This window comes from Shimazuella sp. NTD250 (genome assembly GCF_059510375.1).
This window is the reverse complement of the sequence record NZ_JCAJZS010000007.1, coordinates 68,240-82,723: the sequence shown is the minus strand read 5'-3', so window position 1 is coordinate 82,723 and position 14,484 is coordinate 68,240. Positions and strand designations below refer to the sequence as shown.

Here is a 14,484-nt window from a genome sequence, read left to right as displayed (position 1 = left end):
TAAATGATTACTTTCTATCGAATAAAAAATGAATACCTATATGAATCAGTCGAAATGCGACTAAAGTCTTAGATAAAGTTAAACCTCTAGATCGTTTTGGTTCACTTCCATCTACTATATTCTAATGCTAGCAACAACAACAAAGGGGGGAAACAAGATGAAGAAAGTTGCTGGGATTATCCTGCTTGTCATTGGTTCCATTGTGCTGCTTGTCCATTTCGGACGCATTTTCCTCTTGGTACTAATGGCAAGCCTTGCATTTTATGGAGTAAAAAAATTAAAGCATGCCCATACAAGACAAGGGAAAAACAAAGCTTATCTCCTTTTGGGAATAGCAGCGATATGTTGTTTGTTTATCGTACCTTTGCTATTTGCCTTACTCATCAGCGGAACCTTACTCTACTTCGGATGGAAATTACTCTATCAAGCCTCTTCGACTAGCGTTACTGGATCAACCGCTGCCAAACATTCTTTTGACAACAGCTTTGACGCCGATTGGAAGGCCTTTGTAGAAAAAAATAAACATACTTAGGTTCATTTTAGAAGGGAGAGAATAGGAATGGGACGCTTTCGTCGTTTTTTTAAATCCACCTACCGACAGGTAATCAGTGAAATAGAAGATCCAGAATCCATGTTAAAACAATATTTAAAAGATATGGAGAAAGAAATTTTCGTAGTAAAAGATGTGATTAGTAAACAGCTTGGTTATCTCCAAAACTTTCAAAAACAACAGGAAGAAGCAAAATTGCTAATAGTGAAACGAGAAAAGCAAGCAGAAATAGCTGCAAAAGCAGGCGAAGAAGCATTGGCCACAAAAGCTTCCAATGAAAAGATTCACTATCAAGCAAAAACAGAAGAATATGCAGTATATATCGCGGAAACGGAAGCTGGAATCGAAGATTTAAAAGAAAAACTTTACACCTTAGAACGGGAATACCTAAATCTCGTAGATAAGAAAAACAGCTTGGTCGCAAGAGTAAACCGAGCAAAAGCATATCATAGCATCAACCAAACACTCGAAGCCTTAAAATCAGAGGAATTACTTCACGATTTTCAAAGGATCAACGATGAAATCAATCACTTGAATGGTCATCAGAAAGAGATTACGAAAACAAATGAGATTGAAGAATTAGATGAAATCGACTTACGAATCGAAAAACTAAAAGAATCAAAAGAAGCACAATAGAAAAAACAGGGGATGTACGAATGTACTCCTCTGTTTTTCTACTTCCACTCTCTACCTAAAATAAGCCAAAGACGATAGATTACGTACAACCCTAAATAAGCACCAGTAACTAAGAAAAAAGGATTGAGAAACAGCCCATGAATGCTGGTCATGAAAACAGTGTGATCATGAATAATCGTATAGATCTCAATGGAAGCAATGCTGCTAAAGATTAACAGAAACACAACAGCGGCACTATTCAAGTAAACTTCTAGTCTTGGCCATATTCGTTGAACCAAACAGAGAAAAAGTGGTAAAAATATGATTCCTATCACCAGCAACACTTTCATTCTTATCACCCATTATCAGTGTTTGCGGTGAATAAACTTCCCATACATGCTTCAATTAATCTATTTCGAGCTTGTTGCATTATTCAACGTAAAAGCGCAGATGTGCACCTCAGACAAGGGCACATCTGCGCTTTGGATGAGTGGAGCGTCCTTTGTGTTTTTTCAACAACAAACGCGGAAAACACTCACATCAAGCGACTTTATCCTGAGTTCCGTCTTATTTATGCAACAACCTCTATTTCTTTATTCATTATTCAATTTCACATGCTGCAAAGGAATATACTTTGTTTTCTTTCTCCACTTATAAACACCATATAAAATAAGGAACAACGGAATACTGATATAAGAAACAAGCACACCTTGCCAATCAATACTAGGACCAGTAAATGCTTGTATGTTTTGACCAATAATAATCACAAAGCAAAATACCCCAGCAAAAATGGGTCCAAACGGAAACCATCGTGCACGGTATGGGAGTAAGGCTAGATCCTTCCCTTGAGCTACCCATGCCTTTCGAAATCGGTAGTGACTAATTGCGATTCCTAGCCATGCAATAAAACCAGACAGACCAGAGGCATTGAGTAACCATAGATAAACTTTCCCGTCCCCATATAAAGATGACAAAAAGGTAAGTCCTCCCACTAATACGGTTATGATTAATGCAATCACAGGAACTCCTCTATGATTTAACTTCCCTAATTTTTTCGGTGCTTGTTTTTCTTTCGCCAGATTCCAAAGCATACGAGTACATGCATAGATGGCTGAGTTACCAGCAGAAAGTACTGCTGTCAATACAATAAAGTTAATAAAGGAGGCTGCACCAGCAAGTCCCGCTTTTGAAAATACGATCGTAAATGGACTGAGGGCAATTTGAGTTCCATCTCCACCCAAGAGCCTAGGATCGTTAGAGGGGATTAAGAAACCGATTACAAGTAATGCTAGAACATAAAAGAGCAATATACGCCAAAAAATCTGCTTCACTGCTTTTGGCAAAGACTTCCCAGGCTCTTTGCTTTCACCTGCTGTCACTCCCACTAGTTCTGTTCCTTGAAAAGAGAAACCAGCAACAATTAGCAACTGAAACAAAGTAAAATAACCGCCATGAAAAGCACCTGATCCAGCATGGAAGTTAGAAAAACCTACCGCTGACCCACCTATCACACCAAAAATCATTAAGATACCCACAATAATAAAAACAATAATAGCCAATACTTTAATTAATGCAAACCAAAACTCTGCTTCTCCAAATCCACGAACAGAGATGAGATTAAAAATTACAAATACGATTAAAAATAATAAACTCCAAACATAAGAAGGTGTATTCGGAAACCAAAACTTCATTAAAAGTGCCCCAGCTGATAATTCTACTGCGATGGTAATGGCCCAGTTATACCAGTAATTCCAACCCATAGCAAAGCCAAGTGCTGGATCAACGAAGCGAGATGAATATGTACTGAATGATCCAGTTACAGGCATATAGCTCGCCATTTCACCTAAACTTGTCATCAGAAAAAATACCATTATTCCAATGACTGCATAAGCCAATACTGCACCGCCTGCACCGGCTTGATGTATAGCAGAACCACTAGCTAGAAATAGCCCTGTACCAATTGATCCACCAATCGCCAACATAGATATGTGACGAGAAGACAACTTGCGATGCAAATTATTTTCTTCCAAGCAAAACACCTCCATGTTCTTAAGAAAAAATACCGCTGTGAAGCGGTATTTTTTCCCCTATTTTGCCTTCTTTTAAATAATTTTACCTTCATCTAGAATAAAGCTAAAAAATAAAAATTTCAACATTATTTTTAAATAATTATATATAACTTTAAGGGAAGAGTATGCTTCTAATCTGACTTAAATCTGTATCGTCATCGACAATTGGTTTTCCGGAAGCAGGCACAGCTCTTTCTCTCCCCCACTTTCGGATGGCTTTGATTTGCTCGGGGCTTGTTTGAGAAAGTGGTACCACATTTTGAAAACTTCGGCGAAAGAGATCGACCGTGATAGAAGTATCTCCATTGAGAAATGCTTGTTTAACGACATCACGCACAGCGGACTCAATATCAGCACCTGCAAATCCATCTGATAGACGAACTAGCTCATCTAATAATCTGTCATCTAAATTTCGTTTTAAACCACGATGTATATAGATATTAATAATATCTTTTCGTTCCTCTGGTGTTGGCAAATCAACAAAAAATAACTCATCAAAGCGACCTCGCCGTAAAAGTTCTGGGGGAAGTTTAGAAACATCATTTGCAGTCGCTACCACAAACACACGCGAACGTGCTTCCTGCAACCAAAATAAAAACTGACCTACGATACGATTGGTAACTCCAGTAGAGTCTCCTTGCGTACCTGCCAAGCCTTTTTCAATCTCATCGATCCATAATACACAAGGAGATACATGATCTGCAGTACTCAATGCATCTTTTAACCTACTCTCTGATTGACCTACATACTGCCCATAGATCGTAGCTAAATCTAATCGATAAAGGGGTAGGTTCCAACTAGCAGCTATCGCTTTTGCAGATAAGGATTTTCCACACCCTGGTACTCCAACGAGCAACACTCCTCTTGGTGGACGTATTCCCCTCTCTCGTAAATCCGCAGTAAGCAATGGTCTTTCATGATCTAACCATTTTCTAAGCCCTTCTAATCCTCCAACCGTTAAATCTTGATCGCGTATATAAATTCGTTCGAGTCCGGAAATATCAGAGAAAACGCTATCTTTTACTTGTGATAGTTCGGCGAGATCTCCTTGTTCAATTTTCCCTTTGGCTAACAGAGTAGCAATTACATTCTCCGCTTCAATTTGACTGATACCAGCTAATATAGCAGCTGCTTCCTTCTCTTCTTTTTCTGTCCAAGAAATTGGCATTTGCCCTCGGTATGGATTGATCTGCTCTCGAATAATCTCCAGCATTTCATCTTCTGTAGGAACATCTAGTGTGACAGACATTCCAAGTCGCGCCAGCGGGTTCCAAACTGGATTAGAGGTGATGACTACTACAGAACCACCCGTTTCCGCTGCTAACATTGCTACATCATAAAAATAACGTGCTGTTGGTGTATCATCTTCTAAATCAGAGACTTCTGTTAAGATATATGTGAGATTTTGTCTTTGTGAAAATTGGCTACTAATAAAATCAATCGCTCCTAAAACCGATCTATCCTCACTAACTGTCCGATGCTGCACTAAATCTCTCATTCCTTGTGACAGTGTATGAACATACATAGGTATATTTATCTTCTGAGCTAAATGGCGAACTACTTCCAATACCCGTGACCGTTCCGAACTCCTAATGGAAATAAACGGTATACGTGCCTTTAAATATCTCTCTACTACATCTGTAAAGCCTTTTAGGTCGCTCATTCGAATATGATTCTCCTCTTCGTTTTTCCCATTGGAATAGGGGATTGATTTTCCTGTGGTTGATTTACCCAAATTGGAGTGTGTTGAATAATCCGAAGCAGCCTTCCACTAGATTCTTTCTTAGCTTCGTCCAAAAGATAAGACTGAATCTCTTTCACATTCTTTTCCAATTCCTCATTCATTTTGCTCCTAAGTTCTTCTGGAAATACAGGAACAGACACAAAGCGTACAAGGTAATTAATTTGACGTCGAAAAGCGAGAATAGCTTGTACCATTGCATTTTCATTTCCATGTACACGACCTAATTCTTTTGTAAACTGATTTACTGCTTTTTGCAGACGAAAAGAGACTGCTTCCCCCATCTTTTGGGTAAAACGCTCTGCAACCCCTTTTGTCCAAGGAACTTGTCCGATAGCTACTGTTTCTAGTAATTCTTCGTCATGGTCTGCTTCACGAAAAATTTGAAAACTAGCGATCCAATCAGAATACGTAGTTGGGGGTTTGAATCCGCTCATTGTTTTTTCCCTCTTTTGATCAATTTAGATGGAGGTAATAGATCCCATTTTGGAAATTGGCTATACTCCCCATCTTCTAGATGATTATCTTGTTTTACAGGACTAGTATGTTTTGCTGTTTCTTTAGCCGGCGTATCTTTAAATACACTCATTGGCTCCTCATCTTTAAACGGATTATCATCCATCTTCTTTCTCCTCCTCATCTCATAATAACGCGCGTTTTATCATAGTTCCGTTGCAATGCTTCTTTTACATGTAATGGTTTTAACAGCTCTGGCAAGCGTTCTGCTTTCTGATCCGCTTCTTCAAATGCAGCTCGATAATCTACTACATCAGCTAAAGTTGCTTGCATCTCCATCTGTACATATTGTTCTATCTCTTTTAGTTGGTCACGAAATGGTTTTTCCTTTCGCCATTTATAGAAAAAAACTCCTGCTAAGATCGGAAGCAGACCAATAATGGGCGAGTACTGGAAAGAAAGATAGGAAAATACTCCGAAAGATAACACTGCTGTCAGAATGAGTTTTGCCTTTTTATGTTTTAAATAACTTTTAGAAAAGCGCGTTTTCCACATCTCTTTTATTTTCCTTTTACTGGACTTCTTTAAGGCTTCTCGAACCGATTCTTCGCATAATTTTTCATTGTTGCCATCTTGGGTAAAAAATTTCCAATCATCCATCAAGTGTAACTCTCTTACCTTTTTCGGACTGATTAGCTGAATATCAACAGGGATTTGATTTCGAATAGATAAGGCCAGATCATTGTGCGTTTCCAGCACTACATCTTTTAAAACAGCTAAAGCATATCGCTGAGATGCAGCCGAAACTTTTAGTGTCTCTGGATACATAGCCATATTCCGTAATAACTCTAAGTAATTTTGCGTTGGAGCAAATAATTCTGCTTCTGCTTTTACCTTTTGTTCAATCTCATCATCTTCTCCACCCGCTTCAATTATGATCTGCATGGATCTTTCTTCTCGCCGGAGCGGAAGCTCATCTTCCTCGTATTGGAATACTAGTTTTTCTAGTAAATCATCCACTGCTTCTTCTACTCGTGAAGAGGGTGTAAGATCTCTATTCAGTGCTTGTTCCATATAATTACCAATCTCTTCATGATATTGAACAATCTGAGCCGAGTATCCAACTTCTTTCCAGTTGGTGCTATTTTCTGCTAAATAAGGGTAATTCTCATCTTTTGACGGATAGTTTACACGTTGGAATAGAGCATCACGCCATTTGGCTCTCTCCTCTGTCAGTAAATCTACTTTAGATGTAAATTCCTCAATCCACTGCTCACTTTGATCCATAAAGGAATTACAGATAGATAGAGGTAAGATCCCATTTGTTATTCCATCGATCACCATCACCATATCCCGATCCATCTTCATGGGGTTTACTTCTTGGAAATATTGCGCAAACCACTGTCGACATGCTTCTTGTCGATTGTATCGTCTACTGACTAATGCAAAAAATAAACTGGCCTTCTTGGGGTCCCGTCGCATAGCTTCCTCTAAAGCTCTTTGAGCCAGATCTCTTTGATCACTTACCCATCCCGTTAACGCTACCAATGCAGGTGCTAGCCAGTATTTTGGGGTAACGACCATCATCTCTTCTGTCACACTTTTTATCATATTTGATCTGACTAACGATAAATCAATTGCTTGCAAGATTCCCGTAGCGGTACGCCGGAGTTGATCATAATGACCGTATTTTTGTTCTAGTTCTTGCTTCACACGTACCAATCGAATTTCAGCTAATTGCAAATCAATATCAGGCATAGTTTCACTCCTTTACAACAGATACTTCACCATTTACAGCAATGGCTCGTAGGCAATCCGGATATATTTCGATACAAGCATAACTCGGATGAAGTGCCAACCTTCTTGCTTTAGAGAATTCTTTAGGCAGGGAATCCGTTTTTTTTATGTGTTGTAGTATTGTTTTATCTCGATCAATCAGATGCACATCGTAGCAATCATCTAAATAACACTTTGCTAATATCCCAATTAATTGTTCTTTTTTTGGTACATCCATAAATTGTTTCTCAATGGAAGTGATAACCGAATCTACGTCCATTGATACTGCACTGTGTACATCTAAATCAGCTAATAATTCCAAATATTCTTTTGTCCTCTTTCTCCTTAATCGTTCTGCCAATTCCAACTTTGAAGTAATCGGGCGAGTGACCAAATTGGTTTCCTGATCTCTTTCTTTTAAACCTGGAATAATAGGTCGACGCAAAATAATCCGCCCCTTTCCCAAAATAACTTTCCTTCATTATATTGCAAATAGAGTATACAAAAAAGAAAAGGTTTTGGCATGTCGCCTACCTTTTCTTTCTGAAACATCTATTACACTTTTCGCTAGTTTGAAACTCGATTCCGAAAGTCTTCTTGAATGGATGTAAGCAGGGATGGCTCAGTAATTAAACGGACTCCAGTAAGTGCTAAAGCCTTACTCGAACGAATCAATGCTTTATCCCCTAGCGGAGATTTAGCTGCCTGGCGAAACTCATCCGTATGACCAACTAGATCAGATGGGCCGATCTTGATATATGCATGTACGGTAGGAACAACATGGCTAACATTACCAGCATCAGTCGAACCTAAACCTTTTGTTTGTTCTACTATCTTTTCCCCTAAATTTTCCAGCTCTTTTATTAATACTTCATCAAATGCAGGGTTGAGAAGTAAATCGTCAATCTCATTTTGCAATGGTTTGATTTCTACCCGAGCACCAGTAGCTAATGCTGCACCTTCCGCGATTGCTTTTACTTTTGTTGTCACACCATTGAGGATTGTCCGTTTTGCAGCCCGAATAAAAAATCTCGCTTCAGCGTATTCGGGGACAATATTGGGAGCATCTCCACCGTGTGTAATCACTCCATGAATCCGAACGTCATCTGGAACATGTTGTCTAAGTGCATTTATACCATTGTAGAGTTGAATAACTGCGTCCAATGCATTGATCCCTTTCTCAGGAGCAACTGCTGCATGTGCAGGTTTACCATAGAAAGAAAAAATCAAAGGATCTAATGCCAGAGATGGAGATGTTCTGGCGGTTTCCGAATTGGGATGAATCATGGCACAGGCGTCCACTCCAGCAAAGCGATTATCTTTTACAAAACTAGCTTTTGCGCTCCCATTTGGTCCTCCTTCTTCTGCTGGGGTACCAAATACTACTACTTCTCCGCCAATTTCATCTAAAACTTTACTCAGTGCAATCCCTGCTGATACACTTGCTGTGCCAATAATATTATGTCCACAAGCATGTCCTAACCCTGGAAGTGCATCATACTCTGCTAGAAAACCAATCACAGGACCAGGTTTTTGGCTTTTCTTTCTTGCAATGAACCCAGTTGGGTGACCTGAGATATCCACTTCCACATCAAATCCGTGTTCTTTTAGCAATTTGGTATGCAGACCACTTGCAAAATACTCTTCATTCCCTATTTCAGGACGTTCATGTATGTCATGACTTACTTGAATCCATGTATCACGTGTTTCATCAATATATTGAGTTATTTGCTCACGAATGGTTACTATTTTAGTTTGCGCCAAGTTTATCCTGCCCCTTTTTTATAAATTTTCAATTTCAGAAATGGGAACAACCGTTGGAATTACTCCTCCATTATAGACCTTCTTAATATATTCACTTACCTCAGAAGATTGATAGATTTTTACTAGTTTTTTCAAATTAGCATTATCTTTGTTCTTGGTTTGTGTAGCGATAATATTGATATATGGCTTTGCAGTTTTGTCTTCCTTAAATATTGGGTCTTTTACTGGGCTGAGACCTGCACTTACAGCAATCCCATTGTTAATAACTGCAGCAGCTGCATCATCCATCGAGCGAGGGGTCTGTGGTGCTGCAACCGTAACAATTTTTAAATGCTTGGGATTAGAAGCTATTGCTTCCATCAGACCTTTTCCATTAGCTCCCATCACCTTTGCTGCTTCTATCACTCCAGCATCTACTTCTAATAAAGAACTTTCTACTAAGCGTCCGAAATAAGGCGCTGCATAAAAAATCAATGGTACAATAGCAGCTGCTGTACCGATTGATGAGCCTGTTACCAATCGTGTAAAAGGGATGATCGTAACCAATAAAATAATAAAAGGAACGGATCGAAAAATATTGATGATTGCGTTGAGAATCGTGAAAAGCGTTCTGTTTTCTAATATATGTCCTGGCCGAGTTACAACCAGCACCACTCCCAATGGAAAACCAATCAATATGGAAAAAACAAGCGATACGAAAACCATGATGAACGTTGCAATTGTTCCATCTACTAACTGCGGCCAAAAAACCGCCCAATCAAACGCCAATTGATGTCACCTCTTTCACTAGTACTTGATGCTGTTGTAAATATTGAATAATGTCTTCTGTTACCTTCCAATCACCTTGAATACTTCTTAATAAGTCTCCAAAAGGTTTCCCTTGTAATTCTGTAATACTACCCTGCAAAATATTGATATCGGTTTGAAATTTCCTTATTGCTTCTGCAATAAGTGGTCTCTTTGCGTTTTCACCAGTAAATACAATTCGTAAGATTTAATCCTGTTTTTTCAAGGATTGGCGGACACTTTCTGGTAGTTCCTGTCCAAAAATAGTACGAACAAATCGCTGTGCTGTTTCGGACTTTGGATTGGTAAACACTTCATAAACCGTTCCTTGTTCCACAATTCTCCCTTGATCAATCACTGCTACGCGGTCACACAGATTTCTCACCACATCCATCTCATGAGTAATCAACAAAATGGTGATCCCATAGTCTGTATTCACCTTTCAAAGCAAATCGAGTACTGATCTCGTTGTATCAGGATCTAAAGCAGAAGTTGCCTCATCACACAACAAGATATGGGGATCAGTAGCCAAAGCCCTAGCAATACCTACCCGTTGTTTTTGTCCACCTGACAATTGCCCAGGGTAATGTTCAGCCTGATCTGCTAAACCAACAAAGGTAAGAAGCTGCATTACTTTTTCTTCTACTTCTTTACGCTTTTTTCCAACTAAATAGAGAGGCAATGCGACATTGTGAAAAACTGTTTTGGACTCTAGCAGGTTAAATTGCTGAAAGATCATACCAATTTTTCGACGAGCTTCCCTTAATTTTTCAGATGACAGAGCAGCCAATGCGACACCATCTACTATTACTTCACCTGTGGTTGGTTCCTCTAACAGATTGACAGATCGAATTAACGAACTTTTCCCCGCTCCACTCACCCCCACTACCCCATAGATCTCTCCTTTTTCTATATGTAGAGACACTTCTTTCAGTGCTTCCACTGGTGGCGATCCAGGGTAGATTTTGCTGATATTACTCAATTCAATCAAATTCCATACTCCTAGTAAAAATATTACATCCCAATAGATGGATAAATCGTAGAAAAACAAAAAAAGCCTCTTGCTATTCATCAATAGAAAGAGGCTTTTAAACTAAGGAATATCCGCTCATTTAAATAACTCTTCCTATCTCCCAAGCAAACTTGCTTGCAGGAATTAGCACAGTATCGTAAATGATCTGTTGCTGAGATATCAAAGGGCCGGTCCCTCCATCTCTCTAGATAAGAAGTTAATATTTAATTGAGGTCATTTTATATTTAAATACATAGTAAGTCAATAGAATTTTAAATATTAATCAATAAAGGGTATAATGCTTATTTTCTCCTTAAATCGCTTAACCCAAAAGAAAATAGATATCTCTAATGAGATGTCCAACCTCCATCGATAACTAATTCGGTACCTGTAGTAAATCTCGATTCATCTGAAGCTAAATATAAGACTCCGTAAGCCACATCATTTGATTCACCTAAAAAAGGGAGCGGTGTAACGGATTCAAAATGTTTTCGAATCCCTTCATTAGCAAGCAAATCTTCCGTCATTGGTGTATGTATCATTCCTGGATAAACAGAATTTACCCGTATATTGTACTTGGCATATTCGACAGCAGCACTTCTGCTAATCGCTCGAATCGCCCCTTTTGAAGCAGTGTATGGATTGACTCCACCAGCTATTAAACCTGCAACTGAAGAAATATTTATGATCGAACCACCACCTATTTCTTTCATAACTGGAACGACATATTTCATTCCTAAAAAAGTTCCAATCATATTTATATCTAATACTCGTCTCCATTCTTCAATCAAATCGTCATGACTCGCTGTTGTACTAGCATTATTTATTAAAACATCTACTTTCCCATATTTCTTGCAAATTGCTCTTATCAAATTACTCCAATGCTCTTCAATCGAAATATCATGAAAAAAAGCAATTGCTTCCCCGCCATTTTTTTGAATATCCTCTGCTACTTTATATACTTTTTGTTTCTGGATATCTGCAAGAATCACTTTTGCACCTTCTTTGGCAAAAAGAATAGCTTCTGCTTTCCCTTGTCCACTTGCCGAACCTGTGATAATTGCAACTTTACCCGCTAAGCGCCCCATAGCACCTATCCCCTTTGAAATCGCAGATGTTTTGCGATTCTATCATGATGAACCGCTTTCTATTGAATATATGGAACATTATAACATCTTTTAATTTGTATCTACATAATATTTGTAATAATATAAAGATATTATTTTACTTTCATGTGTTATAAAAATGATAATGAATTGTCAAAGATCTTTGTTAATAGAATGAAACGTTATTTATTTATTTTCTATTTATCTTTGCTTTATATATAAAAATACAAAATTATAAATAATAATTCGAATTTATATAAGTATTTCCACCTATTGATGAAGAATTCCCAAAATAAACACGAACATATCTTGACGAAAGTTTACTCATCAAGATATGTTAATGATAGAAACGAAGTGAGAAAATCACTCCCCTACGTTTCCCAAAGAGATCACAGAGAGGACACCATGCCATTTAACGAACTACTTGGCACCGATCTAAAAGAAGCAATCGAAGGTCCATTCTTCCTTCCGGGAATTCTCCTTCCGGTAACCAGTGACACCGCTGTTTATGCCATCCCAGGATGGTATGAGAAACCCAGCTGTATGCAACCAAGTTCCACAAAGCTGTCGAGTCTGGGTCATTCCGTAGAGGTGCCGAGTTATCCTGACTTCGATAACAGCAAATGGACAGACTGGGTGCGTTCGATCTGGACACAATTGCTGGAAATCCGTTCGCGGGGAATCAAGAAACTCTACTTGCTAGGATTCTCCTTGGGCGGGCTCATCGCTCTTCAGATATCGACACTCAAAGATCGTCTGATGCAAGAGTACGGGCTAGAGGTTATCGGAGTGATCGCCGTCAGTCCCCCTCTTAAGCTCCGATGGAAATTGCGTCTTCCAACGGAAGTAATTCGAGCTTCCACCCTCGACCGCCAGATCGCTAAGCAAGCCAGTCGATTCTTCCCGACAATCCACTTCCCTCATTCCAAATATGTATTGGAAGAATACTGGAGCTCAGAGGTGGATCGTACCTTGATTTCCACCATCGAACTGATTCGAGCAATCAGATATACCAATCAGACACTCAAAGAGAATACCCTTCAACTGCCTGTTTTGGTCGTCGTGTCCGAAAAAGACGAGCTGGTTGACAGCACACAGACCACTCGGTTCGCCAAGAAAAGAATCAGGCAGGTAGAAGTAGTGGAAGTGCCGGGAGGACACAACAGTCTTCTCAGCACTTCCTGTCCGATCGTTTGTGAAGTAATGGATGGGTTCATCTCTCGAATCCAAGGAAACTAAGAGAAAGACGGCTGTCACGCGACAGCCGTCACCCCCTAAGTGTTGATTCTCTTTTTAAAAAATTTCAAGACTACACGAAGTCACCACATATGCTTACCTCCTGCTTTACTTCCATCCCCTCTCCAAAGGCATGTCCCACTTTCTGTATACTCATATGCAACTTGACTAATATCTAATTCTTCTGCTACAAGTATATTATACGCGTATAGAAGCTTTATCTTTTTTAATGAATTACAAAAAATACGCCTTTTGTAGAACAGCCCAAACAAAATCACAAGCAAAATGAGGCGATATAGTGGAAAAAAATCGGTACTGGGTATTGACCAAGCGACCTGTCGGTAATGATTATGCTTCAGCATTAGAACTCGTTGAAGAAGAAATCCCTCCACTTGTTGACGGCGATGTATTAATTCGTAACGCATATTTTTCCCTTGATGCTGGCACTAGAATGTGGATGACCGCTAGAGAAGATTCTTACTCCCCTCCAACTCCGCTGAATTCTCCGGTAATAGGAATGGTACTAGGAACAGTTGTCGAATCTCGGCACCCTGATTTTCGTGCTGGGGATTTAGCTCGTGCTTATGGACAATGGTCTGATTATTCGATCTCCAGACCAGATGACACCTATGTAGAACGAGTCAGTTGGCAACTTGATGACCTGCGTCAACATCTAGCTGTTTTTGGCCCGAATGGTTGGACTGCCTATTTGGGAGTAGTGGAGTATGGAAAAACAAAACCGGGGGATACTTTTGTCGTCTCTGCCGCATCAGGTGTAACCGGTGCTTTAGCTGGACAAGTAGCTGCACAGCTTGGCTGCAAAGTAATTGGGATTACAGGTTCAGCGGAAAAAGGGGCTTGGTTGACAGAGAAACTAGGTTTTACAGCGACTATTGACCATCGCAAGGAAGATGTCGCAACACGCTTACGTGAATTGTGTCCAGAGGGAATCAATGTATATTATGATAATGTGGGCGGAACTATTTTGGATGCAGCTTTAGAAAATATGGCTCTGTTTGGACAAGTAGCAATATGCGGCTTACTGATGAATTATGACCAAGAAAGCCCAATCCCAGGCCCGTATAAATTTGATCAAGTTTTAATGAAACGCTTGCAATTCACCGGATTTTTCTCCCCAGATTTTTATCATCGCGGACCTGATGTGAACCGAATTATGCGCCCTTGGTATGAAGCAGGAAAACTGAAAATGGAATTTGATGTCACACAGGGACTGGAAAACACCTTAGAAGCATATAAAAGACTTTTCACTGGTCAAAAAATAGGTAAATCTTTGGTTCAACTAACGGAATTATAGTTCCCTTTTCATCAAGACATCGCATTATAACATTGTTAGCGAGAAAGCCCACGGTTTC

At 39.4% G+C, this 14,484-nt stretch carries 14 protein-coding genes, 1 pseudogene and 1 riboswitch; of the genes and pseudogenes, 4 read left to right on the top strand and 11 right to left on the bottom strand.

Translation table 11 applies throughout. The features are described from left to right. Positions 1-157 precede the first annotated feature (157 nt). Together AC5WOF_RS16250 and AC5WOF_RS16245 are read left to right on the top strand one after the other, a co-directional pair. Positions 158-532, top strand: a complete 375-nt coding sequence (locus tag AC5WOF_RS16250) for a hypothetical protein (protein WP_496051002.1) — start codon at positions 158-160, stop codon at positions 530-532. A gap of 27 nt (positions 533-559) precedes the next feature. Then, positions 560-1,186, top strand: coding sequence for a PspA/IM30 family protein (locus tag AC5WOF_RS16245; protein ID WP_496051001.1), 627 nt, complete (start codon positions 560-562; stop codon positions 1,184-1,186). A gap of 38 nt (positions 1,187-1,224) precedes the next feature. Here the strand turns inward: AC5WOF_RS16245 and AC5WOF_RS16240 are convergent, their stop codons facing one another. The 11 genes and pseudogenes from AC5WOF_RS16240 to AC5WOF_RS16190 form a co-directional block, all read right to left on the bottom strand. Next, positions 1,225-1,515, bottom strand: coding sequence for a transposase (locus AC5WOF_RS16240; RefSeq protein ID WP_496051000.1), 291 nt, complete (start codon positions 1,513-1,515; stop codon positions 1,225-1,227). A 243-nt stretch (positions 1,516-1,758) separates the two neighbouring features. Continuing rightward, positions 1,759-3,210 carry an amino acid permease gene (locus AC5WOF_RS16235; RefSeq protein WP_496050999.1) on the bottom strand — a complete coding sequence of 484 codons (1,452 nt, stop codon included), beginning with the start codon at positions 3,208-3,210 and terminating at the stop codon, positions 1,759-1,761. Positions 3,211-3,346: 136 nt separating this feature from the next. After that, on the bottom strand, positions 3,347-4,897 hold the full coding sequence (locus AC5WOF_RS16230; protein WP_496050998.1) for an AAA family ATPase: 1,551 nt from the start codon (positions 4,895-4,897) through the stop codon (positions 3,347-3,349). Next, positions 4,894-5,412 (bottom strand): hypothetical protein, encoded by a 519-nt coding sequence (locus AC5WOF_RS16225; RefSeq protein WP_496050997.1) that lies wholly within the window; start codon positions 5,410-5,412, stop codon positions 4,894-4,896. The genes AC5WOF_RS16230 and AC5WOF_RS16225 overlap by 4 nt, the downstream gene beginning before the upstream one ends. After that, the gene (locus tag AC5WOF_RS16220; protein ID WP_496050996.1) at positions 5,409-5,597 is read right to left on the bottom strand and encodes a hypothetical protein; all 189 of its coding nucleotides are present in this window, start codon (positions 5,595-5,597) and stop codon (positions 5,409-5,411) included. Before AC5WOF_RS16220 ends, AC5WOF_RS16225 begins: the two co-directional genes overlap by 4 nt. 14 nt (positions 5,598-5,611) lie before the next feature. Beyond that, a complete protein-coding gene (locus AC5WOF_RS16215; protein WP_496050995.1) occupies positions 5,612-7,189 on the bottom strand; it encodes a hypothetical protein in 1,578 nt (525 codons plus the stop codon). A 4-nt stretch (positions 7,190-7,193) separates the two neighbouring features. Continuing rightward, the gene (locus tag AC5WOF_RS16210) at positions 7,194-7,652 is read right to left on the bottom strand and encodes a hypothetical protein (protein ID WP_496050994.1); all 459 of its coding nucleotides are present in this window, start codon (positions 7,650-7,652) and stop codon (positions 7,194-7,196) included. A 122-nt stretch (positions 7,653-7,774) separates the two neighbouring features. Further along, the gene (locus tag AC5WOF_RS16205) at positions 7,775-8,971 is read right to left on the bottom strand and encodes a M20 family metallopeptidase (protein ID WP_496050993.1); all 1,197 of its coding nucleotides are present in this window, start codon (positions 8,969-8,971) and stop codon (positions 7,775-7,777) included. An 18-nt stretch (positions 8,972-8,989) separates the two neighbouring features. After that, positions 8,990-9,676: a MetQ/NlpA family ABC transporter substrate-binding protein gene (locus AC5WOF_RS16200; protein ID WP_496051117.1), complete on the bottom strand. Its 687-nt coding sequence runs from the start codon at positions 9,674-9,676 to the stop codon at positions 8,990-8,992. Positions 9,677-9,728: 52 nt separating this feature from the next. Beyond that, a pseudogene (locus AC5WOF_RS16195) lies at positions 9,729-10,748 on the bottom strand (methionine ABC transporter ATP-binding protein). A gap of 132 nt (positions 10,749-10,880) precedes the next feature. Continuing rightward, positions 10,881-10,985: riboswitch (SAM riboswitch) on the bottom strand. Positions 10,986-11,116: 131 nt separating this feature from the next. Next, positions 11,117-11,857 carry an SDR family NAD(P)-dependent oxidoreductase gene (locus tag AC5WOF_RS16190; protein WP_496050992.1) on the bottom strand — a complete coding sequence of 247 codons (741 nt, stop codon included), beginning with the start codon at positions 11,855-11,857 and terminating at the stop codon, positions 11,117-11,119. A gap of 423 nt (positions 11,858-12,280) precedes the next feature. Here AC5WOF_RS16190 and AC5WOF_RS16185 point away from each other — a divergent pair, with 423 nt between their 5' ends. Both AC5WOF_RS16185 and AC5WOF_RS16180 read left to right on the top strand, forming a co-directional pair. Next, positions 12,281-13,114: an alpha/beta hydrolase gene (locus AC5WOF_RS16185; RefSeq protein ID WP_496050991.1), complete on the top strand. Its 834-nt coding sequence runs from the start codon at positions 12,281-12,283 to the stop codon at positions 13,112-13,114. A 295-nt stretch (positions 13,115-13,409) separates the two neighbouring features. Further along, entirely contained in the window at positions 13,410-14,426 is a 1,017-nt protein-coding gene (locus AC5WOF_RS16180; RefSeq protein ID WP_496050990.1) for an NADP-dependent oxidoreductase, read from the top strand. Positions 14,427-14,484 lie beyond the last annotated feature (58 nt).

Excerpts from the sequence above, each read along its gene's own strand:
- AC5WOF_RS16250 (WP_496051002.1), top strand. The coding sequence starts at position 158 with ATGAAGAAAGTTGCTGGGATTATCCTGCTTGTCATTGGTTCCATTGTG.
- AC5WOF_RS16245 (WP_496051001.1), top strand. The coding sequence starts at position 560 with ATGGGACGCTTTCGTCGTTTTTTTAAATCCACCTACCGACAGGTAATC.
- AC5WOF_RS16240 (WP_496051000.1), bottom strand. The coding sequence starts at position 1,515 with ATGAAAGTGTTGCTGGTGATAGGAATCATATTTTTACCACTTTTTCTC.
- AC5WOF_RS16235 (WP_496050999.1), bottom strand. The coding sequence starts at position 3,210 with ATGGAGGTGTTTTGCTTGGAAGAAAATAATTTGCATCGCAAGTTGTCT.
- AC5WOF_RS16230 (WP_496050998.1), bottom strand. The coding sequence starts at position 4,897 with ATGAGCGACCTAAAAGGCTTTACAGATGTAGTAGAGAGATATTTAAAG.
- AC5WOF_RS16225 (WP_496050997.1), bottom strand. The coding sequence starts at position 5,412 with ATGAGCGGATTCAAACCCCCAACTACGTATTCTGATTGGATCGCTAGT.
- AC5WOF_RS16220 (WP_496050996.1), bottom strand. The coding sequence starts at position 5,597 with ATGGATGATAATCCGTTTAAAGATGAGGAGCCAATGAGTGTATTTAAA.
- AC5WOF_RS16215 (WP_496050995.1), bottom strand. The coding sequence starts at position 7,189 with ATGCCTGATATTGATTTGCAATTAGCTGAAATTCGATTGGTACGTGTG.
- AC5WOF_RS16200 (WP_496051117.1), bottom strand. The coding sequence starts at position 9,676 with ATGGTTTTCGTATCGCTTGTTTTTTCCATATTGATTGGTTTTCCATTG.
- AC5WOF_RS16190 (WP_496050992.1), bottom strand. The coding sequence starts at position 11,857 with ATGGGGCGCTTAGCGGGTAAAGTTGCAATTATCACAGGTTCGGCAAGT.
- AC5WOF_RS16185 (WP_496050991.1), top strand. The coding sequence starts at position 12,281 with ATGCCATTTAACGAACTACTTGGCACCGATCTAAAAGAAGCAATCGAA.